The organism is Xanthomonas massiliensis, assembly GCF_900018785.1.
In the GTDB taxonomy this organism is placed as follows: domain Bacteria; phylum Pseudomonadota; class Gammaproteobacteria; order Xanthomonadales; family Xanthomonadaceae; genus Xanthomonas_B; species Xanthomonas_B massiliensis.
In genome coordinates, this window is the sequence record NZ_FCOY01000007.1 from 834,685 (window position 1) to 861,307 (window position 26,623).

Here is a 26,623-nt window from a genome sequence, read left to right on the forward strand (position 1 = left end):
TGCTCCGGAGTCGGGCCAGCCGCAACCGGCGCGGGAGATGAAACCTGGGCCATGCTTCGCACGATGATTTTGCGGGCGCATAGTCAAACAGGGGGACGCTTGGGTGGAAATGCGATCCTGGAGAGTTATGCTTCCGAAAAACGGAAGATTTGCATGAATGATTCCATCAGCGATCTGCGCCTGCTGGTTGAACTGGTCTCCGCCGGATCGCTGACCCGCGCCGCGCAAGTGCTGGACAGCTCCCTGCCGGCAGTCAGCCGCCGGCTGGCGGCGATGGAGGCCCGGCTGGGTGTGCGCCTGATTGAGCGCCATGCGCGACGCTTCCAGTTGACCGAGGAAGGCGGCCGCCTGCACGAGCGCGCGCTGCGCATCCTGGCCGAGGTCGATGAGGCCGAAGCCGAGGCCAGCACCCGCGGCAGCGTGCGCGGCCGGCTGCGCGTCGGCACCCTGCAGGGGCTTGGGCGCCATCACATTGCCGCGTTGGTCGCCGAGTTCGCCGCCCGCCATCCACAGATGGAAGTGGAACTGCGGCTGTCGGACAAGCCGGACCTGATCGAGGACGACATCGACCTCGCCTTGCAAATCGACCCGCCGCAAAGTCCTCGTCTGGTGAGCCGGCGCTTGATGCGCAGCCGCCGGGCCATCATTGCGTCGCCAGACTACCTTCGCCATGCGTCACCGCTGCGGCGGCCGGACGAGCTGCAGCAGCATCGCTGCATCTGCCTGGTACGCGGGCATCGGGTGTTGGATCGCTGGACCTTCGTCGAGGACGGCCGCCCCCGCGAGATTCAGGTCCCGCATCACCTGCTCTGCGACAGCGGCGAAATCACCCGCGCCTGGGCGCTGGCCGGACACGGGGTCGCGCTGAAATTGCTGTGGGACATCGAGGAGGACTTGGCCTCCGGCCGCCTGCAGGAATGCCTGAGCGATACCGTCAGCGAGCCCATCGACCTGTTCGCGGTCTATCCGCAACAGCGCTACCTGCCGGCACGGCTGCGCACCTTCCTGGATTTCATCGGCGAACGCATGGGTGGCCAAACCGACTGACGCAAGGGATCAGACCTGTCTGCACCTCGCCGGCATCGACAGCACCTCCTGCAGGAAAAGCCGGATGGTTTCACTCTCGGCCGCCACGGCACCAGGCATGAACCCCATGCCATCGTCCGGTTCAGCGCTCCGCCGTCTCATTCACCCAACTGCGCCTTGAGATGGTCGATGAGCGCGCGCAACGACGGGGCCATCTGGCGGCTACGCGGGAAGTACAGGAACCACCCCGGAAACGGTTGGCACCAGTCGTCCAGCACCTGCACCAGCCGTCCCGCTTCGATATGCGGTGCCACGATGGCTTCGGTCATGCAGGCAAGGCCGGCGCCCGCCAATGCCGCCGCCAGCAGGGTGTCGGTGTCGTTGCTCACCAGCGGGCCGCTGGGCACCAGCGCATGCTCGACCCCGTCCCGCTCGAACTCCCATGCCAGCAGTGTCCCGCCCGTGGGCAGGCGGTAGTTGAGGCAGCGATGGGCCTCCAGATCAGTGGGCACCATGGGGATGGGATGGTCGGCGAAATAATCGGGCGAGCCGACGACCACGCCACGCAACTCGGGTGAGACGCGCACGGCGACCATGTCGCGCTGGACCCGTTCGCCCAGCCGAATACCGGCATCGAACCCGGCCGCCACGATGTCGACCAGGTGGTCATCGACCAGGATCTCCAGCCGCACGTCCGGATACGCCTGGGCGAAGCTGCCAAGCATCGGCGTGAGCACCATGTGGGCGGCAGTTCTGGGGGCACTCAAGCGCAAGGTTCCGGCCGGGCGGTCCGCGGCGGACACGGCTTCTTCGACGGCGCCTGCAATTTCGGCAAAGGCGGGCTCGATCCGGTGCAGCAGCCGCCTGCCGGATTCGGTCAGGGCCACGCTTCGGGTCGTGCGGTGCAGCAGCTTGACGCCCAGGCGCCGTTCCAGCACGCGCAGCGTATGGCTGATCGCCGACGGCGAGACGCCCAGCCGAATCGCCGCACGCCGAAAGTTCAGCTCCTGAGCGATCACGATGAACGTCGATAGCTCTGCGTACTCCGTGCTGCTCATTGTTCAACCAAGCTCATCATCCAATGCAAATTGTTGGCGATTATCAAGTTGTACAGATCAATCCACAATGATGCGCATCGTTTGTCGAGAAAGGTTTTCACAATGTCCAGCGAATCGAACTTCATACCCAACCCGGCGCGCTTTTTCGGCCGTGTGGCTTTGGTCACCGGTGCCGGCAGCGGCATCGGCCGCGCGGCGGCGCTCCGCTTTACCCAGGAGGGCGCTTCGGTCGTCCTGGTCGGTCGTCGGGAACAGCCACTGTCGTCGGTCGCGCAGGACATCGAGAAGGCCGGCGGGCAGGCTTGCGTGGTGCCGACCGATATCTCGGACGAGGCGGCGGTGGACGCGCTGATCAGGCGCGTGCTTGAACGATTCGGCCGGCTGGATTTTGCGTTCAACAATGCCGGTGTGCTGGGTGCGCTCAAGCCGATCGTCGAACTGAGCTGCGAGGACTTCGACACGACCATGGCCACCAATCTGCGCGGCGTCTGGTTGCTGCTGCGCGCGGAAATTCGGGCGATGCTCGACGGCGGCCGGCCAGGTGCCATCGTCAACACATCCTCCTTCGTGGCCGAAGCCGCCTCCGCCGGCACCTCGGTCTACGCCGCCAGCAAGGCCGCGCTCAACGCGATGATTCGCGCACTGGCGCTGGAAGTGGGGCCGGCTGGCATTCGCATCAACAACGTCGCGCCGGGCCTGATCCGCACGCCCATGAATGCCGACCTCGACGATAAATTGGTGGCCGCCTTCAGCGCGCACGCCGCCCTCAAGCGCGCCGGCGTTCCGGCCGACGTCGGCGATGTCGCGGTCTGGCTGTGCTCGGACGATGCGCGCTTCGTGACCGGACAGACCCTGCTGGTCGATGGCGGGGTGGCGATCCCGGGTCTGCGCTGACGCTCGGACGCAAACTGCTACGTCGATGGGGAGCATTCGGGCCGAGCTGGGGGAATTTTTTACGGGCCGAGTCTGGTGTCTACCTGACTACTGATCTTGCCCGAGGACCTGCGCCAGCCGGTCGATGAACAGCCGCACTCGCGCCGCCAAGTGCCGGCGGTGCGGATAGACCAGCTGGATTGGAATCTCGCCGCCGCCGACGCCGGGCAGCACCTGCACCAGCCGCCCCGCGCGCACGTCATGCTCGACCAGGAAGTCCGGCAGGAAGGCGATCCCCATGCCCGCCAGGGCCGCCTGGTGCAGCGCCTCACCGCTGTCGAAGCGCAGCCGGGCCGGGCCGTCGATGACGAACGCGCGGTCGCCGGCGGCATCGTGCGGCCGCAGCTGCCAGGCCGTCGATTCCGGCCGCAAGCCATAGATCAAGCGCTGGCAATGCGCCAGGTCCTTCACGTTTTGCGGCATGCCATGCGCCTGCAAGTGAGCCGGCGCCGCATACAGGCCGGGGCGTGTCCAGGTGAGCGGCCGCGCCACCAGTTGCGCATAGACCGGCAGCGCGCCCAGGCGGATGCCCAGGTCGAAGCCTTCCTCGACCAGGTCGACCAGACGATCGGAGAAATTGACCTCCACCGCCAGTTGCGGCCACTCATCCAGCACCTGCTTGAGAAAGGGCAGGATCACGATGCGGCCATAGGCTTCCGAGACCGTCAGGCGCAGCGTGCCCCGCGGCACCAGACGATCCTGCCGCACGCTGGCCTCGGCTTCGCCCAAGTCCTGGAGGATGCGCAGGCAGCGTTCGTGGAAGACCTGGCCATCGGCGGTCAGCGACAGGCTGCGGGTGGTGCGGTGCAACAGCCGCACGCCCAGGTGCGACTCCAGCCGCGCCACGGCCTTGCTTGCCGCCGACCGGGTCATCCCCAGCGCCTTGGCACCGGCGGCGAAACTGCCTGCCTCGACCACCAGGACGAAGGCCTGGATGGCCCCCAGATCGAAGCCTGCCGAGGGCAGGCGCGAGGACGTGCGCATGGGGACTCCCAATGGTGAATCAAAAGAACCAATAATGATTTTATGATCTTGACTGAATCTTTTTCATCACCAAAAGGACTCCCCCATGCTTCCTCCCCTCGCACAACAGGCCTTCGATGGCTGGCTGGCCGCGGCCGCGCCAGTCGTGGACAAGCTCGAAGGCCGCAGCGACCTGGACTGGCCGGCCACGCGCGCCGCCTACGACGATGGCCTGGCCCGCCTGTTTCCCGCGCCGCAAGGCGTCTCCTTCTCGACCGTGACGCTCGGCGGGGTGGCTTGCCTGCACGTCGTGCCCGAGCACGTGGCGGCCGGGCGCACGCTGTTCTACATCCACGGCGGCGGCTATGTGCATGGCGGCGTCAATGGCTACCGCGGCCTGGCCGGGCGCTACGCCCAGGCCCTGCAGGCCGAGGTGTACCTGCCCGACTATCGCCAGGCCCCCGACCATCCCTTCCCGGCCCCCATCGACGACACCTTCGGCGCCTATCGCGCCTTGCTCGACAGCGGCATCGACCCGCGTGCGCTGGTGATCTCCGGCGACTCGGCCGGCGGCGCGATGATCGTGACAGTGATGCGCAAGGCCCGCGACGCCGGACTGCCGCTGCCCGCGGCCGGCGTGGCGATTTCGCCCTGGGCCAACCTGACCCACAGCGGCGCATCGGCCACCGTGCGCGACGGGCTGGATCCCCTGTGCAGCACGGCCTTCCTGAGCACGCTGGCACGCACCTTCCTCGCCGGCGAACTGCCGACGCATCCGGACGCCTCGCCGGTCTTCGCACCGGTGCATGGCCTACCGCCGGTGCTGGTGCAGATCGGCGAGAACGAGGTGATGCTCAGCGACGCCATCCGCCTGGCGGCCCACCTGGGCGAGAGCCGCGTGCGCACCTCGCTGGAGGTCTGGCCCGGCATGTTCCATGTCTGGCACCAGTTCGCCGGCCTGCTGCCGGAAGCGGACCAGGCCTTGCGCAATGCGGTGCGTTTCCTGGACGACGCACTGCGGGTGCAAGCGCGGTAACAACTGCGTGCCGCGGTAGCCTAGTGGCCGATCACCGCCGCCGCTGGCCCGCAGCCAGAAAGACCTGCTCGCGGAACCATGCGCTAGCGGCATCGTCGCGGGTCCGGGGATGCCAATACGCGCTGATCGTGACCTCGGGCAGCTTCAACGGCGGGACGAACAGATCCAGGGCGGCGTCGAAGCGCTGCAACAAGCGCCTGGGCAAGGTGCACAGCAGATTGGTGTTGGCCACCAGCGCCGGTGCCAGCGCATAGCTCTCGGTGGACATGACGACCTGGCGGCGACGGCCAAGCTGCTCCAGCGCCGCGTCCACCAAGCCAGCGAACGGATCTCCGCTGGAAGACACCACCAGGTGCGCCGCCGCGCAGAAGGCCGGCAAGCCCAGTTTCCCGGTGCCGCGCGGATGCCCTTTGCGTTGGGCGGTGAGGAAATCATCGCTGAACAATCGCCGCCCGACCCAGCCTTGTTCGGCGCTCTCGCCCAGGCCAACGAACACATCGACCTCGCCTTGCTCCATTTGTCCGTGCAAGCGCGCCCGATCGGGAAGCACGAAACGGATGCGCACCTGCGGGGCCAGTGCGCGCACGCGGTTGAGCAAATCCGCCCCCAGCATCAATGCCGGATTTTCGTGCAGTGCCACCACGAACGTGCGCTGGCTGCTGCGCGGGTCGAAGCTCGTAGGCGTCAGCAGCGCCGCCAGGCCATCGAGCACCTCGCGCAATGCCGGCTGCAGTGCCAGCGCCCGCGGCGTGGGCAGCACCCCGCGTCCATGGGGCGCAGCCACGAACAAGCGCTCGCCAAACACCTTGCGCAGCCGCGCCAGCCGGGCCGACATCGCCGGCTGGCTCAGGCCCAGACGCTGCGCGGCATGGGTGATGTTGCGCTCGGCCAGCAGGGCCTGCAGGGTCAGCAGCAGGTCCATGTCCAGCCCGGGCGGCAAGGCGGGCAAATGCGCCATCGCGGCTATTTTTCCTGGCGATTGGTGTAGGTGACGGGGACCCAATCGTAACCGCCACCGGCGGGGCGCACATGGCCGATGCCGGGGAACGGCAGGTGCGGCGCGGCGATCAGCGTGCGATCGCGGGCGAAGGCGGCAAATTGCGTCTTGCGCACCTCGGCCGCGCGAGCCTGATCTTCGTCGAAGGCGATGGTCACGCCCGGCTCGGGGAACTGCACCGCCGCCGCGTGCGCAAGGTCGCCGACGAAGGTGATGCTCTCGCCGGCGCTATCCAGCCGGTAGAAGGCCGCCCCCGGCGTGTGCCCGGGATGGACGGTGGCGGTAATGCCCGGCAACACCTGCTCGGTGCCGGTGAAGGTCTTGAGCTTGCCGGCCTCCATGTAGGGTTTGAGGGTCAGCTGGGCGATGTCAAAGTAGTGCTGGTCGTAGCCGGTCTTCTTCTGGTTGCTTTCGTCGAAGAAGAAATCCACGTCCGGCTTGCCAACGTAGACCTCGGCATTGGGGAGTACGCGCTGGCCGTCCTTGACCAGGCCACCGGAGTGGTCGGAATGGGCGTGGGTGAGCAGTACGTCGGTCACGTCCTGCGGATGCAGCCCTTGCGCGGCCAAGCTGTCGAGCAAGCGACCTCCCTTGCCCGGCCCGAACAACTGGCCGACGCCGGTATCGACCAGCACCCAGTGCCCGGGCAGCTCGATCAGAAAGGCGTTGATCGAGACCTCGATCGGGCTGTGCTCGAAGTTGCGCGCCAGCAGGCGGTCGATGTCCTGCGGCGTCGCTCCTCGCAGCAGGGAACGCACGTCCACCGGCACCGTGCCGTCGGTCAGCGCCGTCACCTGCACGTTACCCACGCGCATACGGTAGCCGCCGGCTTGCTGCGGCATCACGTGGCCAGGAACGTCTGCCTGGGGCTGGACTGGGGACTGGGCCTGCGCCGAGGGAAGTTGGAACAGCACGGCGGCCAGCAGCGCCGCGGCAATGGGGGTCTTGTGCAAGGACATGGTGTGTGGACTCTTGGAAAGGGAAAACGCCATGCTAGGCAGCGCCCTGCCATCCAACCAGACAGCCACGATCGATAAGAGCTATCCACGCCATGGATAGCTTGGGTCATGCACGCGCCGGGCGCGATGGGCCCGGCTTGCGACGAAATGCGGGAATCAGGCGCCCTTCTGCCGCGAACGGAACGCGGCGACCTTCATGCGGTTGCCGCACAGTACCAGCCGCCGCTGCTGGCCGTCTGGGGCCGCAACGACCCCTTCTTCCTGCCCGCCGGGGCTAAGGCCTGGAAGCGCGACATCCCCCATGCCGACGTGCGCTTCTACGACACCTGCCATCTGGCGTTGGAAACCCACGGCGCCGAGATTGGCGCAGTCATCCGGGCGTTTTTGGATCGGAACGTGGGCGCAGCGTAAGCACACGCCGCCCTCACGCCAACCCCGCCTCGGCCATCCAAAGTTCGGCATCGGCACCGGCGGCGATGCGCAGCGGCGCGGCCGGGTCGGTGGCCGCGCGCCACACAGCCTGGGCGACATCGGCCGCGTGGGTGACCGGGCCCTGGTCCTCCAGCACGCTCTGCACGAAGCCCTGCAGCAACGGCGCGTAGTCCGGGTCGTCCATGCCGCGCAGATGCGGCATGGCATTGTCGCCAAAGCGGGTTTGCGGGGCGCGCCCCGGCAGCACCAGGTGCGCGCGCACGCCGAAAGGCTGCATCTCCAGCGCCAGCGAAGCGGTCAAGGCGTTCACCGCCGCCTTGCTGGCGCTGTACACCCCGACCAGAGGCAAGGTCTTGACCGTTACCGTGGAGCTGACGTTGACGATGACGCCAGCGCGGCTGCGACGCATCTGCGGGGCGACGGCACGCACCATGGCCAGCGTGCCGAGCACGTTGGTCTGGAACAGCGCCTGCGCCGTCTCCGGCGCGGTCAGTTCCACCGGCGCCACCGCGCCAAAGCCGGCGTTGTTGACCAGCACGTCGATAGGCCCGGCCGCCTCGACGGCGCGATCGACGCTGGCCGCATCGGTCACGTCCAGCGCCAGCACGCGCAGGCGCGGCGAGGCCGGCAGCAGATCTTCCCGGGGCACGCGCATCGTCGCGATCACCTCCCAGCCGGCATCGAGGAAGCGTTTTGCGGTTTCCAGGCCGAAGCCTGACGAGCAACCGGTAATCAAGACTGTGGACATCGTTTTCTCCGTTCAAGCAGCAATGGCGCCATGCTAGGTCCACAGTTCAAGACTAACTACAATTGAACGTCGATATTTCATTTGAATCAGTCCAGATGTCAGCCATCGATCCCCTGGCCGAGATCGTCACCCTGCTGCAACCCGCCGCCCGCTTCTCCAAACAGGTGACGTGCACCGCACCCTGGCGCATCCAACGCGATGGCACCGGCGAGCCGTTCTACTGCGCCATCCTCGAAGGCGCCTGCCGCATTGCCTTCGGCACCGAGCCACCGTTGGAGCTGCGGGCCGGCGATTTCGTGCTCGCCCCGGCGATGCGCGCACTGCGGATCGAAAGCGTCGATGCTCCGGCCGAGCTGCCCGAGACCGTGCCGGAACAACTCGGCGCCGGTCATTTCCATGTCGGCCCGCGCGGCGGCTCGGCCGAGCTGCGCATGCGCATCGGCCATTGCCGTTTCGGCGCCCCGGATTCGGCCCTGCTGGTCTCGCTGCTGCCCGATCGGGTCATCGTCCGCGACCAGCCCCGGCTGGCCACGCTGATGCAGCTGATCGACGAGGAAGCGCGCGCGCAGCGGGCCGCGCACGAACTGGTGCTGGAACGGTTGCTGGAGGTGCTGCTGATCGAGGCCATGCGCTCGGCATCGGCCACCACCACGGCCCCAGGTCTGGCCCGCGGCCTGGCCGACGAACGCCTGGCCGCGGCGTTGCGCGCGATGCATGCACACCCGGATCGGGCCTGGACCATGGCGATGCTGGCGCAGGAGGCGGCGCTGTCACGCTCGGCCTTCTTCGCGCGGTTCAGCCGCAGCGTCGGCCTGCCGCCAATGGAATACCTGCTGACCTGGCGCATGGCGCTGGCCAAGCAACTGCTGCGCCAGCCGGATCTCGGCCTCGAACAGGTGGCGCAACGCGTGGGCTATGGCTCGGCCAGCGCCTTCAGCGTGGCCTTTGCACGGCAGGTGGGGATGCCGCCTGCGCGCTATGCGCGCGCCGAGGCGGCAAGCCGGGCCGGGGCTGGCGCGCCTGCCCATGCGATGTAAGCCCTCGCATCGTGCTGGCGTGCCCGCGTGAGGCTCGCCCCAGAGTGGACGACCCGGTCAGGGATCACGCCTTCAACCGCTGCGCCAGGTAGTGCGCGACGTCGACCGTTTCAATCCCCTGCTGGGCATTGAACGTGTTGGCCTTGTCCCACCACATGCCGTCTCCGAGGGCGAAGGCCGCCCGGTAGCGGGTCATGACATCGCCAGGGGCCTGCGCCAGATCGGCGCGCAACTTGTCCAGCGTCCATAGCGTTTTCTCGAACCTCTGCCCGGTGACGCGCTCGACCACGGCCGCCAACTCGCCGTAGGAAAGCGTGTCGCCGGCCACGTACACCACCGCGTTGGCGATGCGTGGCTCGGCCAGCAGGATCTCGGTGGTGAGGCGGCCGATGTCCTCCGGCGTGGTCACCGTGACCCTGGTGTCCCACGTGCCCAGGCCATGCAGGGTTCTGGCCTGCAGGCTCACCACCTCGAACGCCGGCTCGAACAGGAAGCTGGTGAACATGCCGGTGGAGACGATCACCCACTCGGTGGACTGCTGGGCGCGCAGCAGTTGGCGCACCTGGTATTGCTCGTCGAACACCGGCTGCCCGCTGCCCTGCCCGACCACGTCATAGTCGACCCCGAACTGCCACGGGAAGTAGCGCTCGACCCGGGCATCCAATGCGGCGCGAGTGATCTTCAACTGGGTCCCGGGGCCGGCCACGAAGCCGGTGCAATTGATCACCGTGCGATAGCGCTCGAACAGGGCTTGCAACGCAGCGACATCGCCGGCCAGGTCGAAGCCGATCACCTCCACGCCCAGGGCCTTGAGAACCGCGAGCGTTTCGCTATCGCCGGGCCGGGTGCTGGAGACGGTCTGCGGCGAAACGACGACCGTGACCGATTGGCCGCGCGCGGCGGCGCGCGGGGCGAGCGCCCGCAGCACCGCCAGGCCCAGTTGACCAGCCCCCAGGACCAGCAGGTCGCGACGATCGGATGGCTTTCCAGACATGACCATAATTTTCTTCCTTCAAATAATGAGATAGATTTCGCGCTGGCCCTCCGGGATGAGCCACAACAGCTTCATGCCCATCCATCACCATAAAAATGACTTTTAACTTGTCAGCGCTGCCGCATCGTAGCTGCCAGAAAGCGGACGAAAAAGCGCACAGCACACCTTTCATAATTTGAATAAATCCAATAGTTCGGCACATTGAGCCTGATGCGGCAGGTGCCACCGGCACTTCCGCCTCCGCGCATTCCTTCCTCCTCTGGAGAGGCCCGCCATGGACAGACTGCAAGCGATGGAAACCTTCGTCCGCGTGATCGAGGCCGGCAGTTTCAAGCAGGCCGCCGACACCCTGGACGTGCTCCCTTCGACCGTCACCCGCAACATCAAGGAGCTGGAATCGCACCTGGGCACGCGGTTGCTCAACCGCACCACGCGCGCGGTCAGCGCCACCGATGCGGGCCTGCGCTTCTACGACCGCTGCAAGGCGATCCTGCGCGAACTGCAGGAGGCCGAGGCCCAGGCCGCGCAGCGGACTGGCGCCTTGCGCGGCACGATCAAGATCGGCACCACATCGTCGCTGGCCCGGCATTGCCTCATCTCAGCGTTGCCTGCGTTCACGCGCCGCCATCCCCATATCGAGCTGGAGTTGCACCTGTCCGATACATCGGTGGATGTGATCCAGCAAGGCCTGGACTGCGTCATCCGTACCGGCGCGCTGCGCAGCTCTCGGTTGGTGGCACGGCGCATCGGCCGTTTCCACTGGGTCGTCTGCGCGGCGCCGGACTACCTTGCGCAGCATGGAATGCCCACCAGCGTGCAGGCCTTGCAACAACACGTCGCGGTGGGCTACCTCGGCGGCCACGCCGGACGCCTGGCCCATTGGCAACTCCAGCACCGCACGCTGACCGCTGCCGTCGCCATGCAAGAGAGCGTGCGTGTCGACGACACCGACGCCTACGTGGAAGCCGGCATCGCCGGGCTGGGGCTGATCCGCGTGGCCAGCTATATGGTGCGCGAGCACTTGGCCGCGGGTCGGCTTGTTCGCGTGCTGGAGGCGGTGCACACCGAGCCGGAGCCGATTTCCCTGCTGTACCCACACAGCCGACACCTTGCCCCGGCGGTGCGGGCCTTCGTCGACTGGAGCAGCGAGGTGGTGGCCCAGGCGTCGAGCCAGTGGTGATATCTATCGCTGATCAATGAACGACTGCCGCGCCGGGCCCAGATTCTGTGCTCTTGCACCTTCTCGATCTGGCACGATGAAGGCGCCCAGCATGGGGAGACTACGCCTGCCCCAGTTCTCCGGCGGTTCTGGCCAGAATCTCGGCTAGGGAACACGGCGTGCGCCCGCTCAAACGCGCGATGTCACCGCTAACGATGTCGTAAGCGCCGCGCGCCTGCCGCGCCTTCATCGATACCACGGCATCGGCAACCCCCTCAGGCAGACCCGTTTTGAGCAGCCCGGCTCGCAGCACCTCGGCAGGCATCACGTTCAAGGCGAAGGGGCGCTGGATGTGCTGCGCGACCAGGCTGCAGACCGCCTCACCGCGCAGGGCTTCAGGGCCGGTCAGTTGATACATGGCGCCCTCGTGGCCCTCGCTGATCAATGCGGCGGCCGCGGCTGTGGCCACGTCACCGCGCGACACGAAGCTGACGCGGCTGTCCGCAAGCGCGGCAAGCCCGCCTGCCGGCAACGCCATCCGCAACTCATCGATCAGGGTCTCGGAAAAATAGCTTATGCGCAGCATCGTCCACGCCGGGATCGTGCTCTTGATCAGCGCCTGCTCGCTGTGCCAGTACGCCGCGCCCACGGCGGGCTCCTCCTCACGCTGCGTTCCCGTTGCCGACAACAGGAAGACGTGACCGACCTGGGCCCGTGCAGCGGCATCGATGGCGGCCAGCATCTGGCGCGCGCGAATCCCCGGGCGCAGATCAGGCCCGGGAATCAACAGCAGGCGATCCAGGCCCTGATAGGCCGCCACCAATGTCTCGGGTTGGTCGTAGTCGCCCAGGCGAGCTGCGAAGCTTGGATCGGTCTTGGGCGTGCGCGAAATCGCCACCAGATCTTCGGCTGCGACCGTTTCCAGCAGCGCCTGGACTACGGCGCTGCCGAGCTGACCACTGGCACCACTTACACCTATTTTCATCATCACATTCCATGGTTATTTATGGTTCCTTAGGATATATTTGTACCTGTTGGGCAACAAGAACGCACGAATTCATGCCTCAGGAACACCCAGGCTCCTGTCGTCCCGAGGAATAGCCATGGAAAATCTGGAAGCCGAATGCCGCGGCCTGGCCGAGGTGATTGCCCGCATTGGCGACAAGTGGACGGTCATGGTCTGTGGCCATCTCTCAGAAGGCACCCACCGTTTCAATGCCTTGAAGCACCGCATCCCCGGCATCTCGCACCGGATGCTGACCATCACCCTGCGCGGGCTCGAACGCGATGGACTGGTGGCGCGCAAAGCCTATGCCACCGTCCCGCCGAAGGTTGAGTATTGCCTGACCCCATTGGGACGAAGCCTGACAGGCCCGCTGGCTGCCCTGGCAAGTTGGGCGCGCGAAAACCGGCCCGCCCTTGAACAAGCCCGCGCCGCATTTGATCGTCGTGCCGTGCAGGAATGAGCTGGCGCTGTGGCCTGACGAAGCGCGCCGTCAAGCAGCGGCGCATGCGCGGCATCATTCCATCAGGTCGCGCCACTTGGTCATGCGCTCGCCCAGGTCGAGCGTGTCGCCATCAACGCTGAAGCGGCCATCGCCCTGATGGTGGATCAGCCGGGTTTCCTTGCGCGCGGCGTCGATCCAGATGCGCTGCACCTCCAGCACCCACAGGTTGTAGCGGCGTGCCCAACCGTCATCGACGACGCGGCACTCCAGGTTCGCCCAGCATTCGCGCACCAGCGGTGCATCCACCGTGTGCGCGGGTGCGGGCGTCAGGCCGAAATGCGCGAACTTGTCCAGCGCATCGCCCGAGCAGTTGCCGATGTCCACCACCGTCTCGGCCAGATCCACCGTCGGCACGGCCAGCACGCATTCGCCCGTGTCCGACAGCGCCTGGTGGCTGTGATCCCACGGCCCGATGATGGCGCCGACCAAGGGCGGGTCGTGCTGCATCATCATGTGGAACCCCATCGTCATCAGGTTGGCGCTGCCATCGGCCCCGCGCGTGGACACCAGCACGATAGGGCCGGATTCGAGGACGCGATAGGCCTTTTCCGGCGGCAATTCATTGAGCATGGCGTGATCTCCAGATGCACTTGAGAGGCACGCGGCATCGAGCCGCATGCCCGCACTCGTGCGAAATTACTCGACGAAATCCGTGGCATCCGATGCGCCGCGCCACGCATCCAGGTCCTTGCGCACCGCCTGCATCTTCTGCTCGGCCAGCGTGTTGGCGATCTTGCCCGCGAACAGATGCACGGGCGGCTCGGCCACGGCGGCGGCTTGCAGGATCAGCGTGGCCACCTTCTCCGGGTCGCCGGCCTGCTTGCCGTCCAGGCCGTTGAGGTGCAGGTCCAGCGAGGCCTGCGCCTCGGTGTAGTCGGAGATCGAACGCTTGGCCACCACCAGCGTGTCCTTGGACAGGAAGCCGGTGCGCACCGGGCCGGGATAGACAACGGTGGCCTTGATGTTCAGCTCGGCCAGTTCGGCGGCCAGCGTCTCGGTCAGGCCGGCGATGGCAAACTTGGAGGCCACATAGCTGCCCCAGCCCGCATAGCCGCCCTGGAAGCCGACGATGGAGGCCACGTTGAACACATGCCCGCTGCGCTGTGCGCGCAGCTGCGGCAGCGCGTGGCGCAGCACGTGCAGCGGCGCGAAGACGTTGACCTCGAAGTTGCGGTGCAGCTCGGCGTCGCTCAAGGCCTCGACGGTGCCCTGCTGGCCGTAGCCGGCGTTGTTGACCACGCGGTCGATGCGGCCGAAGGCGGCGACGGTCTTGCCGATGGCGGCCTGGACGCTGGCTTCATCGACCAGATCCACCTCCAGCGGCAGCAACCGTTCGTGCTGGTCGCCGAAGGCCTGCTGCAGGCTGGCCAGCGTGCGCGAGGTGGCGGCCACCGCATCGCCCTGGGCCAGTGCCTGCCGCGCCAGCGACAGGCCGATGCCGCGCGCGGCGCCGGTGATGAACCAGACTTTGGAAGAAGAGGATAGTGCTTGCATGGATGAAAACTCCTGTGAGGTTGAAAAGTGGGATGAATTACTGGATGGCCACGCTCATGCCGCCGTCGGCCATGACCACCGCGCCGACCACATAGCTGGCCTGGTCCGAAGCCAGGAAGGCGGCGACTTGCGCGATTTCCTCGGGACGCGCGGCGCGGCCGATGGGGGCCTTGCGGCCGTGTTCGGCCAGATAGGCCTGGCCGTCGGGCTGGATGGCGTTGGTGATGTTGGTGACGGCATCGCCCGAGCCGACCGCGTTGACGCGGATGCCGTGGCCGATGGCTTCCAGCGCCAGCGTGCGGGTCAATTGCGCCAGCGCGCCCTTGGACGCGGCATAGGCGGCGATGCCGGGAAAGCTCTGGTAGCAGGCGTAGGAGCCGATGTTGACGATGGCACCGGCGCCGGCGGCCATCATCGGGCCCATGGCGGCACGGGAGAACAGGAAGGCGCCAGTGGCATTCACCGACAGCACCTGGTTCCATTCGTCCAGACGCATTTCGGCGACCGGACGGTTGATGATGATGCCAGCGTTGTTGACCAGGATGTCGAGCCGGCCGAACTGTTCGATGGCTGTTTGCACGGCCAGTTCAGCGCTGGATTCCTGCGCCACGTCGGCCACCACGGGCACCACGCCCTCGCGCGCCAGGGCCTGGACGTTGTCACCACGGCCGACCGCGACGATGCGCGCGCCCTGGCGATGCAGCAGTTCGACGATCGCCAAGCCAATGCCGCTGGCGGCGCCAGTGACGATGGCCACGCGGCCGGCAAAAGGCTGGGCCTGGGAGGTGGTGTTTGCTTGCGGCATGAAAACTCCTTGTGAATGAATCAATGTCAGGATCAATACGGACTGGCCGTGGGGCGCACGATGAGTTCGCTCACGTCCACGCCGTCGGGCTGGGCGATGGCATAGGCGATCGCCTGCGCGACGGCCTGCGGCGGCAAGGCGATGCGGCGGAATTCGCGCATGGCCGCACGAGCGGTGTCATCGGTGATGTGGTCGGCCAGTTCGGACTCGACCACGCCGGGGCTGACGACGGTCACCCGGATGGCATCGGTCTCCTGGCGCAGCCCATCGGAGATGGCGCGCACCGCGAACTTGCTGGCGCAATAGACGGCAGCAGTCGGCGAGACCGCATGGGCCCCGATGGAGGCGATGTTGATGATGTGCCCATGGCCCTGCGTCTGCATGATCGGCAGAACGGCGGCAATGCCGTGCAGCACACCACGCACGTTGACGTCCAGCGTGCGATTCCACTCCTCGACCTTCAGCGCCGCCAGTGGCGATAGCGGCATGACGCCGGCGTTGTTGATCAGTACGTCGACGCGGCCATGCGCGGCCTGCGCGCGGGCAACGATGGCGTGCAGGTCTTCCAGGCGCGTGACATCCAGTGCCATCACTTCGACCTGGCCACCCTCAGCGCGCAGTTCGTCTTGCAAGGCAGTGAGCCGGTCCAGGCGCCGCGCACCGAGGTAGACGTGGTGGCCTTGCCGTGCCAAATGGCAGGCCGTGGCCGCGCCGATGCCGCTGCTGGCGCCGGTCAGCACGATGACCTTGGCAGCTTGGGGTGGGTTGGAAGGCATGATTTCTCCGTGTTCGGCCCGGCGGACAGAGGTGCCGCCGAGGGTCTGTTGAACAGGGTGAAATCGTAGAAAGCACGGCCTTTCCGGCCTAGGCCGAAGCCTCTTGCATTATTGCCTGATCCTATTTTTCATCGACATCAATCCAGTCGAATCTGGCAAAATCATCGCCATTTCATCATTCAAGTGCATCAAGCGCATGCCACGCGACAACACCCTCCAACCCCGCCAGGCCGAGATGGCCGCGCTGATCCGCCAGCTCGCCCCGCACGAAGGCCACACCCGCTCGCTGCTCGACGGGGTGCGCCTGATGCGCGCCGACCGGCCGCTGGGGCGCACGCCGGTGCTGTACGAGCCGAGCATCGTCATCGTCTGCCAAGGCCACAAGCGCGGCTATCTGGCCGACCGGGTCTATCACTACGACCCGCAGCACTATCTGGTGCTGTCGGTGCCGCTGCCGTTTTCGACCGAGACCGAGGCCAGCGCGGAGGAGCCCTTGCTGGCCGTGTCCGTGCGGCTGGACAAGACCGCCGTGGCCGACCTGATTGTGGAGGTCGACCAGCAGGCCGGCCGCACCTCGCCCGCGCCGACCGGCATCGTCTCCACCCCGCTGGACGAGGCCCTGGCCGACACCACCCTGCGCTTGCTGCGGGCCCTACGCTCGCCGTTGGAGGCACGGGTGCTGGGTCCGGGTATCGTGCGCGAGCTGTGCTTTCGCGTGCTGATCGGCGAGCAAGGCGGCGCGATCCGCGCGGCGCTGGCCAGCCAAGGTAACTTCGAGCGCATCGCCCGGGTACTGCGGCGCATTCACCACGACTACGCCCAGCCGCTGGACGTGGCGACCTTGGCCGACGAGGCGGGCTTGAGCGTGCCGGCCTTCCACGCGCAGTTCAAGGCGGTGGCCGCGACCTCGCCGATCCAGTACATCAAGTCGGTGCGGCTGCACCAAGCACGGCTGATGATGATCCGCGACCGCGTCACCGCCGCTGGCGCCGCTGCGCGGGTGGGCTACGAAAGCGCCTCGCAGTTCAACCGCGAATTCAAGCGCCTGTTCGGCCGCAGCCCCGGCGAAGAAGCGCGCGAAATGCGCTCGGCCTTCGCGCTGATGGAGCCGGCCCAGCTTGCGCAGGCTGCAGCAATGCATTGAGGCGCGCTGCCCCCCTGTGGCCACTGCGAACAAACAAGGTGGCTTCACTTTATTGCCACGGATGCATGAGGCCAATGAACTCTCCCGAACGCACACTGACGATCGACGGTGCCCGCATCGATGGCATCGCGGATTTTTACGCTGAAATCAATCGCGTCTTCATGGCACAGGAAGACTGGCAACTGGGCGCCAGTCTCGACGCCTTGGACGACATGCTCCACGGCGGCTATGGCGCAGCGCAAGGCAGCGCGCCGGTGAAGCTGCGCTGGCTGAATGCCGAGCACAGTCGCGCAAGACTCGATATCGCCGCCACACGTGCCCAGTGCCCACTACCTCGATAAATTGGCCCGCCCTGACACCTTCAACCACTCGCACTGGCAGGGTGTACTGGAGGCCTTGGAGGCTGGCCACGGCCCGAGCTACTTCGAGCAAATCTGTCAGGTCATCGCCGCCCATCCCCGCTTCACACTGGAACTGGCTTGAGCAGCCGTTGCCAAGCCAATCGTCGGCAATCGCTCTGGCGTCGCAAGGCTGGGTGTCACGCGGTTGGTCGTGCCGATTGTGATGCCGCTTGCGCCAAGCACGCCTCCAGCAAGCCTGTGGCGTAGGCGGTGTCCGGCGGAGTGGGCGTGAACAGAATGCGATAGATCACCGGCGCGACCACCTGATCGAGCACGCGCTGCGCGTCAGGTGGTGATGCCCCCTGCTCCACGCCTCGGGCGATGATGCTCTCCAGGGCGCTGAGGATGCATTGCGTGCACTGCCCCGCCCGCTCGGTATTGGCCAGCGCCAGCGCTTCGCGCAGCAAATCGCGGCCCGGCCCGGAGCCCATTTCATCGACGAATTGCTCAAGCCACAGCGTCAGATCGCGGCGCCAGTTGCCACTGTCGGGCGGCAATGTCTCGGCCTGGAACTGGCGAACTGCGACATCGGCCAGCAATGGCACCACGCCGCCCCAACGGCGGTAGATGGTCGAAGGCGTCACCTTCGCGCGGGCGGCAATCATGGGCACGGTGATGGCCGCCGTGGGCATCTCTTTCTTGAGTGCTTCCACCGCCTCCAGCACGCCCGACTGAATGCGTGCGGCACGCCCACCGGGGCGACTTCCACCCGATGCTGGCATCGCAACCGTCTGATTCTTCGAGGAAAACTCTGCATTGTTCATGGTGTGGCCCAAGCGCGATCACGGCGGCGCAATGCCACCACTAAAGCAAAGATTGCGCTTTAATGATAGATTGGCACCTTAAAAGCAAAATTTTAGCTTTATTAGAGATCCCCACACCATGACTGCTCTCCCGCACACGCCGCCGCCTCGGCGCAGCACCACCGCCGCTCTGGCCCTGCACGGCCTGACCATCATCCTGTTCTTTGCCGCATCGAGCATGGCGACCCCGCTGTTCCCGCTGTATCAAGCCAGTTGGGGAGTCTCGGCCTTCCTCATCAGCGTGATTTTTGCGGCCTACGTTGTCGCATTGTTGTTGTCCCTGCTGTTTCTGGGGGCGTTGTCCAACCATTTCGGGCGGCGTCCGGTGATCGTCGCGGCGCTGGTGATCCAGGCCATCGCCATGGTCATGTTCTTGCTGGCGGACAGCGGGCATTGGCTGCTGGCCGCGCGCATCGTGCAAGGGGTTGCCACGGGCATCGCCACCACCGCCGTGGCCGCAGCCCTGCTCGACGTGGACCCAAAACCGGGGTCGATGATCAATAGCCTCGCGCCCATGGTGGGCATGGCCGTTGGCGCGCTGGGGGCCGGCGTATTGGTGCAATTCGCGCCGCTGCCCTTGCGCCTGGTGTACGCGCTGGCCTTGGCCATCAGCCTGGTCCAGCTCTGGCGGACGCTGCGTTCGGCAGAAACTTTCCCGGATCGACACACCCGCGGCTGGTCTCTGCGCCCGCGCGTCGAGATTCCGCATCACCTGCGCTCGACCTTCGTTCGCATTCTGCCGTTGAACGTGGCGGTCTGGGGCCTGGGGGCCTTGTTTCTCTCCTTGCTGCCCGGCCTGCTGCATGCCATGGCTTCGGCCCAGTCCATGGCCTGGTTGAGTGGCGCGGCGGTTGGCGTCATGACGCTGGCCGGAGGCGCGGCGGTTCTGTGGTTTCGCAACAGTGCGCCAGAGCGCGCGCGTCGTTGGGCGGGTGTGACGATCATGGTGGGCACCGCCTGCATTTTGGTGGGCACCGCACTGCACAGCCCGGGCCTGATCCTGCTGGGATCGCTGCCCACCGGCATCGGGTTTGGCGCCGGATTCCTAGGCGTGCTGCGCAGCCTGGTCACCCAAGCGCGGGCCGAGGAACGCGCCGGGCTGGTCTCGGCCTTCTACATTGCCAGCTATTTGCCCAACGCAGTGTTGGCCATGGCCGCAGGCTATGCGGCGCAACACCTGGGTTTCCTGCCCGCCGCGCAAGGCTTTGGCGCCTTCATCATGCTGATGGCCGCTTGGTCGCTCACCATCAAAATCGGTGGCAACACTGAGCGCGTGCCGACACAGCCTGCACCGTGAAGCAGAAAGGGCGCACATGGCGCCCTTTCCTGTTTACGCTCAATATGGACTGCGTTGATCAGCGCTGGAGGCTTTGCTTCAGTTCCTCACTGGCCTGATGCAGCGCCGCGCGTACCGCCGGCACGTCGGCCAGGGCGTTGAGCAGGCCGTAGTCATGGATCATGCCGTTGTAGCGCACCGACACCACCGGCACACCGGCCTGGTCGAGATGGCGGGCGTAGGCTTCGCCTTCATCGCGCAGCACGTCGTTCTCGGCCGTCTGCACCAACGCGGGCGGCAGGCCTTGCAACTGCGCCGGGGTCGCCAGCAGTGGCGAGGCGTCGATCTCGGCGCGTTGCTTCGGGTCAACGGTGTAGGCGTCCCAGAACCACTTCATCATGCCCTTGGTCAGGAAGTAGCCGTTGGCGAACTGCTCATACGAGGCATCTTCGAAGTTGGCATTGGTCACCGGCCAGAACAGGATTTGCGAGCGCAGCTGCGGGCCGTTTTCGCGCTTGGCCTTCAGCGCCACCACGGCAGCGGCATTGCCGCCGACGCTGTTGCCGACCACGGCCAGCGGATGGGCGTCCAGGCCCAGCTCCTTGCGGTGCGCATCGGCCCATTGGGTGGCGGCGTAGTTCTGGTTGATCGCGGTCGGATAGTGCGCTTCCGGCGAGGGCGCGTAGTTGACGAAGATCGCCTCCTGCCCCGAATCGACCACCAGGTCGCGCACGAAGCGCTCATGGGTGGGGAAGTCGCCCAGAATCCAGCCGCCGCCGTGGAAAAACATGAAGCCCGGCAGCGGCCCCTTCGCGCCCTTCGGGCGCACGATGGTCAGCTTGATCGACTCGCCGTTTGCGGTGATGACTTTTTCACTGACCTCGGCAGGCGGCAGTTTGGCGCCTTGCTGCGCGCCGACCAGCACCTGGCGGGCATCGGCGGGCGACAAGGTTTCCAGCGGCTGGCCACCGCTTTTGGCCAGCGCATCGAGAAAGCCCTGCACATGGCTTTCGACCAGCGGCCCGCCGGCATTGGCGGCCATCGCCGTGGAAGCAGAAATCGCCAGCGACAAGGCGGTGGCCAGACGGAGTTTGGAGATATTCATGGATCAAATCCTGGTGAAGTTGTTTCGAAGGACGTGGTGTGCGCGTTACTCGACGACCGTCAGGCTGACGTCGATGTTGTTGCGCGTGGCGTTGGAATACGGGCAGACGATGTGCGCCTGCTCCACCAGCGCCTGCACCTGTGCGCTAGGCAGACCCGGCACGCGGATGCGCAGAGCGACTTCGATGCCGAAGCCGGTCGGGATCGGGCCGATGCCCACGCTGGCTTCCACCACGGTGTCAGCGGGCAGCACGCGCTTTTCCTTGGCGGCGACGAACTTCAGCGCGCCGAGAAAGCAGGCCGAATAGCCAGCGGCAAACAACTGTTCGGGATTGGTGCCTTCACCGCCAGCCCCACCCAGCTCGCGCGGGGTGGCGAGCTTGACGTCGAGGACGCTGTCCGAGGTGGTGGCGCGGCCGTCGCGGCCACCGGTGGCGGCGGCGTGGGCGGTGTAGAGGATTTTTTCGATGGACATAAAGCACTCCTGATGCGTGAAAGAGACGGTGCCACGTGGCAGGTGTCACTTTGCCCGGATCGGTCGTACGCTATGTTTCTTATCGTCCACAAAATTTGATTTAACGTACCGACATGGCTGATCGACTGGAAGCGCTGTTCGACCGGTTCAGCGCCACCGCCGAGGTTTTTCACACCGGCGCGCTGTGCGGCATCAACGACCTCACCGCCGAGAACACCGGCCAGTTGCACCTGGTGCGGCAAGGCGAGGTGGCGGTGTGGAACAACGGCACCTTTGACGTACAGGTGAGCGAGCCGAGCCTGCTGCTATATCCGCGCCCGCTGCCGCACCGCTTCGTCACCGAGGCCACGCGCGGGGCGGATCTGGCCTGCGCCAATCTGCGCTTCGAGGGCGGCGACCAGCATCCGGTGGCCGCGGCGCTGCCGGGCTTCGTGTGCCTGCCACTGCGCCAGATCGAAGGTGCCAAGGCCACGCTGGCGCTGCTGTTCGACGAGGCATTTTCTGAGCGCTGCGGACGCAAAGCCCTGCTCAACCGTTTGTTCGAGATCGTGTTGATCCAGGTGCTGCGCCACCTGATGGAGCACAACCACGTCAAGGTTGGCGTGCTCGCGGGCCTATCGCATCCGCGCCTGCGCCATGCACTGGTGGCGCTGCACGATCACCCGCAAACCCCGTGGACGCTGGAAGCCTTGGCCGCCGCCGCGGGCATGTCGCGGACGGTGTTCGCGACGCAATTCCACGCGGTCGTCGGCCTCACGCCCGGCCAGTACTTGCAAGGCTGGCGCATCAGCCTGGCGCAACTGGCGCTGCACCGTGGCCAGCCGTTGAAGTTCATCGCCGATGCGGTCGGCTATGGCAGCGAGGCGGCACTGTCGCGCGCCTTCAAGGCACAGACCGGCGCGTCACCGCGCGAGTGGAAGCGCGCGCAGGCTGAGCGCGACTGACGCAGGTGCGCTACGCGCTCGGCACGTACAAGTTGACCAGATCGGGCGGGGCTTCCAATTGATCGACATGCGTGCTCTTGCCGACCTCTGTTAAACAGAGCCGAGACGGGACTCAATCCGCCTCGAGAAACTTGGTTACCGCCGCATTGAGCGGCGCGGCGCATTCTTCCGGCAGCCAGTGGCCGCAGTCGGGCAGGACCACGCCGGTCACGTTGGTGGCGAAGCCTTTCATCATGTCGATCTGGTACTGGCCCATGCCGCCGTGCCCGCCGCCGCCAATCGCCAGCGCGGGGATGGTGATCTGGGTCTGCGACAGCCGCTTGTTGTCTTCCACGCCCTGGTTGAGCACGCGGTAGTACTCGAACGCGGCATTCAGGCTGTGCGGCTTGGCGTAGGAGGCTGCGTAGAGGTCGAGCAGCTCAGGAGTGAAGACGGCCTTGTGGGTGGCGTGTTCCTTGATGAAATGTTCGAAGAACACCCGCTCCTTACCGGTGATCAGCGTCTCGGCCAGGCGCTGGTCGGCGGCGAAGAAGCTGAAATGCCACACCAGTGATTCGCCCTGTGGGGTGAAGGCCGGGAAGGAGTAGATGGTGTCGTTCGGGATCGGCGCTTCCATGTAGACCACGCGGCCGATGGTGTCCTGATGCTGGACCAGCATCGGATAGGTGTTCCAGATGCCGATGTCGTGCGCCACCAGATCGAATTTCTGGCCGCCGCTGAACTGCTCGGCCAGCTTGTACAGCAGGGGTGCGACTTCGGTGGCGCGATAGGACGTCGGTACCGCCGACTGGCCCAGACCGGGCAGATCGGGCGCGACCACGGTGTAGTGCTTGGCCAGCTCGGGCATCAGCTGGTGCCACTCGTACCAGGTCTGGCCGAAGCCGTGGACCAGGTAGACCAGCGGCCCGGTGCCGCCCTTGACGTAGTGCAGTTTGACGCCGTCGATGGTCTGGTAGCCGCTGCTGAAGCCCGCGGGCAGCGGGAATTCGTCAGCGGTATCGGCGGCGAATGCAGGAGCGGCCAAGGTCAGCACGGCGCCGATCACCAGCCATTGCTTGAAACGGTTGAACATCACGATAAATCCTTCAAACAGGGAGGGAGAAAAAGAAATCGAAAGCCTTGGAGGGCGGACTCAGTGGCCGCTGGCCTGGGCGCGCGGCCCGGGCCGAAAACCATGCGTGCGGGCCGACCAGGCAATGCCGAACCCCAGCGCCAGCAAGGCCATCAGCGCCCACGGGAAGGTCTGCGCGCCCCAGTGCTGCAGCAGCACGCCGCCCAGCACGCCGCCACCGGCGATGACGCTGTTCCACGCCACCACGTTCATCGACAGCGCCACGTCGGCGCCCTCGCCCGCGCTGTCGGCCAGCGCGGTCTGCAGCAAGGTCGCCGCGCCACCGAAGGTCAGGCCCCAGACGGCCACGCTCACGTAGACCACGCCGGGCACGTGCCCGCCCCAGGCCAAGGCCAGCGCCACCAGGAAGAACGCCGCCAGGCTGGCCAGCACGGTGCGGCGCAGATGCCGATCGACCAGCCGGCCGGTGAGGCCGATACCGACCAGCGCCGCCAGGCCGAACACCAGCAGCACCACGTCGACGCGGTCGAGCAATCCGGCCTGGGCCACGAAGGGCGCGACATAGGTGTAGAGGATGTTGTGCGCCAGCATCCAGGCCATCACCGTGGCCAGCACCGGACGCACGCCGGGCGTGGTCAGCACCTTGCGCAAGGGCAGCCGTTCGTGCCCAGCTTGGCCGGGGTAGTCGGGCACCTTGGCCAGCACCCAGACGATCAGCAACAACGTCAATCCGGACATGACGCCGAAGGCGCTGCGCCAGCCCACCACCCCGCCCAGCCAGGTCCCCAGCGGCACACCCAGCGACAAGGCAATCGGCGTACCGACCATGGCAATGGCCATCGCCTTGCCCTGCTGGTGCGGCTGCACCATGCGCCGCGCATAGCCCGCCAGCAGGCTCCACGCCAGCCCGGCGGCCATGCCAGCGCCAAAGCGCGCCACCAAGGTCAGTGCGTAATGCGAGGACAGCGCGGTGATGGTGTTGAACACCAGAAAGCCGACGATGGTCAGCAGCAGCACGTTGCGCCGCCGCCAGCTCGCGGTGGCGATGGTCAGCGGAATGGCGGCCAGCACCGAGCCCAGCGCATAGGCCGTGACCGTCTGCCCGGCCAGCGCGGCGGACACACCCAGCCCGGCGGAAATCTGCGGCAGCAGGCCGGCTGGCAAGGTTTCGGTCACGATGCAGATGAAGCCGGTCATCGCCAATGCCAGCAGCGCAGCCATCGGCAGCCGCTCGGCGGCGGGGTGTGGAGGCAAAGTCTTGGGGGTGACCACGTGGAGTTCCTTGGGAAGCGGGCCCGTTTGATGGGGCGATATTTATAACGATTGGTACAAATATAGCCGAAGCGATAGCGCCCGTCTACAATTTATGTATCGACCAGTATTGATCTCACCACCAGGAGCACGCCATGGCCCAGATGGGAAGGCCTAGAACCTTTGACCGCGACGCCGCCGTGGAGCAGGCGCTGCACCTGTTCTGGGAGCACGGCTACGAGTCCACCTCACTGAGCCAACTCAAGGCCGCCATCGGCGGCGGCATCTCCGCGCCCAGCTTCTACGCCGCCTTCGGCTCCAAGGAGGCGCTCTACCAGGAATGCGTCGCGCGCTACCTGGCCACCTATGCGCAGGTCACCGAAGGCCTGTGGGACACCGACCTGCCGCCGCGGGAGGCGCTGGAACAGGCGTTGCGGCGTTCGGCGCGCATGCAGTGCGAGCGCGGCCATCCGCGGGGCTGCATGGTCGGGCTCGGGGTGATGAGCGCCACCTCGCCCGAACAGGCGTCAGTGACCGCGCCGCTCAAGCGCTCGCGCGCGCGCACCCGCGCCGGCATCAAGGCCTGCATCGAACGGGCGATCGCGCGCGGCGAGCTGGCTTCGGACGTGGACGCGGCCGCGCTCTGCACAACGTTTGATAGCTTCCTGCTCGGCCTGTCCACGCTGGCGCGCGATGGCGTCGGGCTCAAGGCCATGGAGGCCGCTATCACCCACGTCATGGGCCTGTGGGACCTGCACGCCGCGCCTGGCCGCAGCGCAACCTGAGCCCACCCGCACGCGCAAGCCCCCACGGCGCTCCGGGTCAACTTGACGCACGCGCGATTACGTAACATCATTGGTTACATGAAACGCGACAGCCGCCTCTCCTCCGTCCTGCATGCGCTGCTGCACATGGCCGAGCACGATGGTCCGATGACCTCCGAAGCGCTCGCGCAATGCCTGGGCACCAACCCGGTAGTCGTGCGGCGCACCCTGGGCTATTTACGCGAGGCCGGGCTGGTCAACTCCGATCGCGGCCACGCCGGTGGCTGGCGCATCCAGGCCGACCTGCACAGCGTCACCCTACGCCAGTTGCACGACGCGCTGGGCGAACCGGCGCTGTTCGCCATCGGCCATCGCAGCGATGCAACGGCCTGCCTGGTCGAGCAATCGGTGAACGCCGCCCTCGATGATGCATTCGCCGAGGCTGAGGCACTGCTGCTCGAGCGCTTCGCGCACATCACCCTGGCCGATCTGGCGGCCGACTTCGCACGCCGGCATTCCGCGGTGCGGCGCGAAAGGAGTTAACCATGTACGACGTCATCGTCATTGGCGGCAGCTATGCAGGAATGGCCGCCACACTGCAATTGCTGCGAGCCCGCAGATCCGTGTTGGTCATCGATGCAGGCGAACGCCGCAACCGCTTCGCCAGCCATTCGCACGGCTTCCTCGGCCAGGACGGCGTGCCGCCAAGCGAGATCGCGGCCACGGCGCGTCATCAGCTTGGCGCCTATCCGACGCTGCGCTGGATGGAGGATCGGGCCAAGTCCGTCAGCGGACAGGCGGACGCCTTCACGGTCACCACCGCCAGCGGCTCATCGCACTCAAGCCGCCGCATCCTGCTGGCCACCGGCGTGGTCGATTGGTTGCCAACAATCGATGGCCTCGCCGACCGCTGGGGTACGGCGGTATTCCACTGCCCCTATTGCCACGGCTACGAACTCAATCAAGGCCGCATCGGCATTGTCGGCACCGGCCCGATGTCGGCGCATCAGGCCGAGTTGCTGACCGATTGGGGCGAAGTGACATTGTTCGTCAACAATGCCTTGGAATTGGCCCCGGAAGCCCGCGCCACCTTGGCACGCAGAGGCATCGCCATCGAGGATGCGCCCATCAACAGGATCGAAGGCCATGCCGATGTGGTGCTGGAGGATGGGCGCGTGCAGGCATTCGCCGGCCTGTTCGTGGCCACCCGCACCGTGCCTTCCAATCTACTGGCGCAGACCATTGGCTGCGCCATGGAGGACGTACCCACCGGCGTACAGATACGCACCGACACCGAAGGCAAAACCACCGTCCCCGGCATCTTCGCCTGCGGCGACGTGGCGCACTTTCCGCATACGGTGTCGCTGGCGGTGGGCAATGGCGCGCTGACCGGTGCGCAAGTGCACCGCTCGCTGCTGTGGCCGGAGACGATTGCGCCACGGGCGTGATAAACGTGAGGATAAA

At 66.3% G+C, this 26,623-nt stretch carries 30 protein-coding genes; 14 read left to right on the forward strand and 16 right to left on the reverse strand.

Annotated features, from left to right (window positions below; translation table 11 throughout):
- Window positions 1–153 precede the first annotated feature (153 nt).
- Entirely contained in the window at window positions 154–1,047 is an 894-nt protein-coding gene (locus BN3794_RS13860; protein ID WP_066098180.1) for a LysR family transcriptional regulator, read from the forward strand.
- 137 nt (window positions 1,048–1,184) lie between these two features.
- Here the strand turns inward: BN3794_RS13860 and BN3794_RS13865 are convergent, their stop codons facing one another.
- Complete coding sequence (locus BN3794_RS13865; protein ID WP_066098181.1) at window positions 1,185–2,084, reverse strand: LysR family transcriptional regulator; 900 nt, start codon at window positions 2,082–2,084, stop codon at window positions 1,185–1,187.
- 102 nt (window positions 2,085–2,186) lie between these two features.
- Between BN3794_RS13865 and BN3794_RS13870 the strand changes: the two genes are divergently transcribed.
- Window positions 2,187–2,978, forward strand: a complete 792-nt coding sequence (locus BN3794_RS13870; RefSeq protein WP_066098183.1) for an SDR family NAD(P)-dependent oxidoreductase — start codon at window positions 2,187–2,189, stop codon at window positions 2,976–2,978.
- 87 nt (window positions 2,979–3,065) lie between these two features.
- On the opposite strand, the gene BN3794_RS13875 is transcribed toward BN3794_RS13870, so the two are convergent.
- A complete protein-coding gene (locus BN3794_RS13875; protein ID WP_066098185.1) occupies window positions 3,066–4,001 on the reverse strand; it encodes a LysR family transcriptional regulator in 936 nt (311 codons plus the stop codon).
- Between the two features lie 85 nt (window positions 4,002–4,086).
- Between BN3794_RS13875 and BN3794_RS13880 the strand changes: the two genes are divergently transcribed.
- Complete coding sequence (locus BN3794_RS13880) at window positions 4,087–5,016, forward strand: alpha/beta hydrolase (RefSeq protein ID WP_066098187.1); 930 nt, start codon at window positions 4,087–4,089, stop codon at window positions 5,014–5,016.
- Between the two features lie 31 nt (window positions 5,017–5,047).
- On the opposite strand, the gene BN3794_RS13885 is transcribed toward BN3794_RS13880, so the two are convergent.
- Both BN3794_RS13885 and BN3794_RS13890 read right to left on the reverse strand, forming a co-directional pair.
- Window positions 5,048–5,974 (reverse strand): LysR family transcriptional regulator, encoded by a 927-nt coding sequence (locus BN3794_RS13885; RefSeq protein WP_066098189.1) that lies wholly within the window; start codon window positions 5,972–5,974, stop codon window positions 5,048–5,050.
- Between the two features lie 5 nt (window positions 5,975–5,979).
- Entirely contained in the window at window positions 5,980–7,005 is a 1,026-nt protein-coding gene (locus BN3794_RS13890; protein WP_201455279.1) for an MBL fold metallo-hydrolase, read from the reverse strand.
- A gap of 75 nt (window positions 7,006–7,080) precedes the next feature.
- On the opposite strand from BN3794_RS13890, the gene BN3794_RS16710 reads away from it, so the two are divergent.
- Window positions 7,081–7,383 carry an alpha/beta fold hydrolase gene (locus BN3794_RS16710; RefSeq protein ID WP_066098193.1) on the forward strand — a complete coding sequence of 101 codons (303 nt, stop codon included), beginning with the start codon at window positions 7,081–7,083 and terminating at the stop codon, window positions 7,381–7,383.
- 13 nt (window positions 7,384–7,396) lie between these two features.
- Here the strand turns inward: BN3794_RS16710 and BN3794_RS13900 are convergent, their stop codons facing one another.
- Window positions 7,397–8,152, reverse strand: a complete 756-nt coding sequence (locus tag BN3794_RS13900; protein WP_066098195.1) for an SDR family oxidoreductase — start codon at window positions 8,150–8,152, stop codon at window positions 7,397–7,399.
- A gap of 95 nt (window positions 8,153–8,247) precedes the next feature.
- Between BN3794_RS13900 and BN3794_RS13905 the strand changes: the two genes are divergently transcribed.
- Window positions 8,248–9,189 carry an AraC family transcriptional regulator gene (locus tag BN3794_RS13905; protein WP_066098198.1) on the forward strand — a complete coding sequence of 314 codons (942 nt, stop codon included), beginning with the start codon at window positions 8,248–8,250 and terminating at the stop codon, window positions 9,187–9,189.
- A gap of 64 nt (window positions 9,190–9,253) precedes the next feature.
- Here the strand turns inward: BN3794_RS13905 and BN3794_RS13910 are convergent, their stop codons facing one another.
- Window positions 9,254–10,183, reverse strand: coding sequence for an aromatic alcohol reductase (locus BN3794_RS13910; protein ID WP_066098917.1), 930 nt, complete (start codon window positions 10,181–10,183; stop codon window positions 9,254–9,256).
- Between the two features lie 274 nt (window positions 10,184–10,457).
- Here BN3794_RS13910 and BN3794_RS13915 point away from each other — a divergent pair, with 274 nt between their 5' ends.
- Window positions 10,458–11,363 carry a LysR substrate-binding domain-containing protein gene (locus tag BN3794_RS13915; RefSeq protein ID WP_066098201.1) on the forward strand — a complete coding sequence of 302 codons (906 nt, stop codon included), beginning with the start codon at window positions 10,458–10,460 and terminating at the stop codon, window positions 11,361–11,363.
- A 100-nt stretch (window positions 11,364–11,463) separates the two neighbouring features.
- On the opposite strand, the gene BN3794_RS13920 is transcribed toward BN3794_RS13915, so the two are convergent.
- A complete protein-coding gene (locus BN3794_RS13920; RefSeq protein WP_201455281.1) occupies window positions 11,464–12,327 on the reverse strand; it encodes an NAD(P)H-binding protein in 864 nt (287 codons plus the stop codon).
- A 118-nt stretch (window positions 12,328–12,445) separates the two neighbouring features.
- On the opposite strand from BN3794_RS13920, the gene BN3794_RS16050 reads away from it, so the two are divergent.
- Window positions 12,446–12,808: a winged helix-turn-helix transcriptional regulator gene (locus BN3794_RS16050; RefSeq protein WP_078059773.1), complete on the forward strand. Its 363-nt coding sequence runs from the start codon at window positions 12,446–12,448 to the stop codon at window positions 12,806–12,808.
- A 54-nt stretch (window positions 12,809–12,862) separates the two neighbouring features.
- On the opposite strand, the gene BN3794_RS13925 is transcribed toward BN3794_RS16050, so the two are convergent.
- From BN3794_RS13925 to BN3794_RS13940, 4 genes are read right to left on the reverse strand one after another with little or no spacing between them, the layout of a single operon-like run.
- Window positions 12,863–13,468: a flavin reductase family protein gene (locus BN3794_RS13925; protein ID WP_236493265.1), complete on the reverse strand. Its 606-nt coding sequence runs from the start codon at window positions 13,466–13,468 to the stop codon at window positions 12,863–12,865.
- Window positions 13,469–13,486: 18 nt separating this feature from the next.
- Window positions 13,487–14,344, reverse strand: a complete 858-nt coding sequence (locus BN3794_RS13930) for an SDR family oxidoreductase (RefSeq protein WP_066098208.1) — start codon at window positions 14,342–14,344, stop codon at window positions 13,487–13,489.
- Between the two features lie 37 nt (window positions 14,345–14,381).
- Window positions 14,382–15,149, reverse strand: coding sequence for an SDR family NAD(P)-dependent oxidoreductase (locus BN3794_RS13935; protein ID WP_066098210.1), 768 nt, complete (start codon window positions 15,147–15,149; stop codon window positions 14,382–14,384).
- Window positions 15,150–15,181: 32 nt separating this feature from the next.
- A complete protein-coding gene (locus BN3794_RS13940) occupies window positions 15,182–15,925 on the reverse strand; it encodes an SDR family oxidoreductase (RefSeq protein WP_066098212.1) in 744 nt (247 codons plus the stop codon).
- Window positions 15,926–16,121: 196 nt separating this feature from the next.
- On the opposite strand from BN3794_RS13940, the gene BN3794_RS13945 reads away from it, so the two are divergent.
- Window positions 16,122–17,069 carry an AraC family transcriptional regulator gene (locus BN3794_RS13945; RefSeq protein ID WP_201455282.1) on the forward strand — a complete coding sequence of 316 codons (948 nt, stop codon included), beginning with the start codon at window positions 16,122–16,124 and terminating at the stop codon, window positions 17,067–17,069.
- A gap of 74 nt (window positions 17,070–17,143) precedes the next feature.
- Complete coding sequence (locus BN3794_RS13950) at window positions 17,144–17,410, forward strand: barstar family protein (protein WP_236493267.1); 267 nt, start codon at window positions 17,144–17,146, stop codon at window positions 17,408–17,410.
- 197 nt (window positions 17,411–17,607) lie between these two features.
- On the opposite strand, the gene BN3794_RS13955 is transcribed toward BN3794_RS13950, so the two are convergent.
- Window positions 17,608–18,234, reverse strand: coding sequence for a TetR-like C-terminal domain-containing protein (locus BN3794_RS13955; RefSeq protein WP_201455283.1), 627 nt, complete (start codon window positions 18,232–18,234; stop codon window positions 17,608–17,610).
- Between the two features lie 118 nt (window positions 18,235–18,352).
- Between BN3794_RS13955 and BN3794_RS13960 the strand changes: the two genes are divergently transcribed.
- Window positions 18,353–19,570 carry an MFS transporter gene (locus BN3794_RS13960; protein ID WP_066098215.1) on the forward strand — a complete coding sequence of 406 codons (1,218 nt, stop codon included), beginning with the start codon at window positions 18,353–18,355 and terminating at the stop codon, window positions 19,568–19,570.
- Between the two features lie 58 nt (window positions 19,571–19,628).
- Here the strand turns inward: BN3794_RS13960 and BN3794_RS13965 are convergent, their stop codons facing one another.
- Entirely contained in the window at window positions 19,629–20,654 is a 1,026-nt protein-coding gene (locus tag BN3794_RS13965) for an alpha/beta hydrolase (RefSeq protein WP_066098217.1), read from the reverse strand.
- Between the two features lie 45 nt (window positions 20,655–20,699).
- A complete protein-coding gene (locus BN3794_RS13970; protein ID WP_066098219.1) occupies window positions 20,700–21,128 on the reverse strand; it encodes an organic hydroperoxide resistance protein in 429 nt (142 codons plus the stop codon).
- Window positions 21,129–21,241: 113 nt separating this feature from the next.
- Between BN3794_RS13970 and BN3794_RS13975 the strand changes: the two genes are divergently transcribed.
- Window positions 21,242–22,072 (forward strand): cupin domain-containing protein, encoded by an 831-nt coding sequence (locus tag BN3794_RS13975; RefSeq protein WP_066098220.1) that lies wholly within the window; start codon window positions 21,242–21,244, stop codon window positions 22,070–22,072.
- Window positions 22,073–22,184: 112 nt separating this feature from the next.
- On the opposite strand, the gene BN3794_RS13980 is transcribed toward BN3794_RS13975, so the two are convergent.
- Entirely contained in the window at window positions 22,185–23,144 is a 960-nt protein-coding gene (locus BN3794_RS13980; RefSeq protein ID WP_147675780.1) for an alpha/beta fold hydrolase, read from the reverse strand.
- A 60-nt stretch (window positions 23,145–23,204) separates the two neighbouring features.
- Entirely contained in the window at window positions 23,205–24,365 is a 1,161-nt protein-coding gene (locus tag BN3794_RS13985; protein ID WP_066098224.1) for an MFS transporter, read from the reverse strand.
- A gap of 185 nt (window positions 24,366–24,550) precedes the next feature.
- On the opposite strand from BN3794_RS13985, the gene BN3794_RS13990 reads away from it, so the two are divergent.
- The 3 genes from BN3794_RS13990 (at window position 24,551) to BN3794_RS14000 (ending at window position 26,607) form a co-directional block, all read left to right on the forward strand.
- Window positions 24,551–25,180: a TetR/AcrR family transcriptional regulator gene (locus tag BN3794_RS13990; protein ID WP_066098225.1), complete on the forward strand. Its 630-nt coding sequence runs from the start codon at window positions 24,551–24,553 to the stop codon at window positions 25,178–25,180.
- 78 nt (window positions 25,181–25,258) lie between these two features.
- Complete coding sequence (locus BN3794_RS13995; RefSeq protein WP_066098227.1) at window positions 25,259–25,702, forward strand: RrF2 family transcriptional regulator; 444 nt, start codon at window positions 25,259–25,261, stop codon at window positions 25,700–25,702.
- Between the two features lie 2 nt (window positions 25,703–25,704).
- On the forward strand, window positions 25,705–26,607 hold the full coding sequence (locus tag BN3794_RS14000) for an NAD(P)/FAD-dependent oxidoreductase (protein ID WP_066098229.1): 903 nt from the start codon (window positions 25,705–25,707) through the stop codon (window positions 26,605–26,607).
- The last annotated feature ends 16 nt before the right edge of the window (window positions 26,608–26,623 follow it).

Coding starts and splice junctions, on each gene's coding strand:
- BN3794_RS13955 (WP_201455283.1), bottom strand. CDS start 18,234: ATGAACAATGCAGAGTTTTCCTCGAAGAATCAGACGGTTGCGATGCCA.
- BN3794_RS13950 (WP_236493267.1), top strand. CDS start 17,144: ATGAACTCTCCCGAACGCACACTGACGATCGACGGTGCCCGCATCGAT.
- BN3794_RS13915 (WP_066098201.1), top strand. CDS start 10,458: ATGGACAGACTGCAAGCGATGGAAACCTTCGTCCGCGTGATCGAGGCC.
- BN3794_RS13880 (WP_066098187.1), top strand. CDS start 4,087: ATGCTTCCTCCCCTCGCACAACAGGCCTTCGATGGCTGGCTGGCCGCG.
- BN3794_RS13990 (WP_066098225.1), top strand. CDS start 24,551: ATGGCCCAGATGGGAAGGCCTAGAACCTTTGACCGCGACGCCGCCGTG.
- BN3794_RS13935 (WP_066098210.1), bottom strand. CDS start 15,149: ATGCCGCAAGCAAACACCACCTCCCAGGCCCAGCCTTTTGCCGGCCGC.
- BN3794_RS13925 (WP_236493265.1), bottom strand. CDS start 13,468: ATGCGGCTCGATGCCGCGTGCCTCTCAAGTGCATCTGGAGATCACGCC.
- BN3794_RS13905 (WP_066098198.1), top strand. CDS start 8,248: ATGTCAGCCATCGATCCCCTGGCCGAGATCGTCACCCTGCTGCAACCC.
- BN3794_RS13860 (WP_066098180.1), top strand. CDS start 154: ATGAATGATTCCATCAGCGATCTGCGCCTGCTGGTTGAACTGGTCTCC.
- BN3794_RS13870 (WP_066098183.1), top strand. CDS start 2,187: ATGTCCAGCGAATCGAACTTCATACCCAACCCGGCGCGCTTTTTCGGC.
- BN3794_RS16710 (WP_066098193.1), top strand. CDS start 7,081: ATGCACGCGCCGGGCGCGATGGGCCCGGCTTGCGACGAAATGCGGGAA.
- BN3794_RS13960 (WP_066098215.1), top strand. CDS start 18,353: ATGACTGCTCTCCCGCACACGCCGCCGCCTCGGCGCAGCACCACCGCC.
- BN3794_RS13980 (WP_147675780.1), bottom strand. CDS start 23,144: ATGTTCAACCGTTTCAAGCAATGGCTGGTGATCGGCGCCGTGCTGACC.
- BN3794_RS13930 (WP_066098208.1), bottom strand. CDS start 14,344: ATGCAAGCACTATCCTCTTCTTCCAAAGTCTGGTTCATCACCGGCGCC.
- BN3794_RS13910 (WP_066098917.1), bottom strand. CDS start 10,183: ATGTCTGGAAAGCCATCCGATCGTCGCGACCTGCTGGTCCTGGGGGCT.
- BN3794_RS13875 (WP_066098185.1), bottom strand. CDS start 4,001: ATGCGCACGTCCTCGCGCCTGCCCTCGGCAGGCTTCGATCTGGGGGCC.
- BN3794_RS13985 (WP_066098224.1), bottom strand. CDS start 24,365: ATGGCTGCGCTGCTGGCATTGGCGATGACCGGCTTCATCTGCATCGTG.
- BN3794_RS13865 (WP_066098181.1), bottom strand. CDS start 2,084: ATGAGCAGCACGGAGTACGCAGAGCTATCGACGTTCATCGTGATCGCT.
- BN3794_RS13965 (WP_066098217.1), bottom strand. CDS start 20,654: ATGAATATCTCCAAACTCCGTCTGGCCACCGCCTTGTCGCTGGCGATT.
- BN3794_RS13900 (WP_066098195.1), bottom strand. CDS start 8,152: ATGTCCACAGTCTTGATTACCGGTTGCTCGTCAGGCTTCGGCCTGGAA.
- BN3794_RS13940 (WP_066098212.1), bottom strand. CDS start 15,925: ATGCCTTCCAACCCACCCCAAGCTGCCAAGGTCATCGTGCTGACCGGC.
- BN3794_RS13945 (WP_201455282.1), top strand. CDS start 16,122: ATGCCACGCGACAACACCCTCCAACCCCGCCAGGCCGAGATGGCCGCG.
- BN3794_RS13975 (WP_066098220.1), top strand. CDS start 21,242: ATGGCTGATCGACTGGAAGCGCTGTTCGACCGGTTCAGCGCCACCGCC.
- BN3794_RS13890 (WP_201455279.1), bottom strand. CDS start 7,005: ATGGCGTTTTCCCTTTCCAAGAGTCCACACACCATGTCCTTGCACAAG.
- BN3794_RS13995 (WP_066098227.1), top strand. CDS start 25,259: ATGAAACGCGACAGCCGCCTCTCCTCCGTCCTGCATGCGCTGCTGCAC.
- BN3794_RS14000 (WP_066098229.1), top strand. CDS start 25,705: ATGTACGACGTCATCGTCATTGGCGGCAGCTATGCAGGAATGGCCGCC.
- BN3794_RS16050 (WP_078059773.1), top strand. CDS start 12,446: ATGGAAAATCTGGAAGCCGAATGCCGCGGCCTGGCCGAGGTGATTGCC.
- BN3794_RS13920 (WP_201455281.1), bottom strand. CDS start 12,327: ATGAAAATAGGTGTAAGTGGTGCCAGTGGTCAGCTCGGCAGCGCCGTA.
- BN3794_RS13885 (WP_066098189.1), bottom strand. CDS start 5,974: ATGGCGCATTTGCCCGCCTTGCCGCCCGGGCTGGACATGGACCTGCTG.
- BN3794_RS13970 (WP_066098219.1), bottom strand. CDS start 21,128: ATGTCCATCGAAAAAATCCTCTACACCGCCCACGCCGCCGCCACCGGT.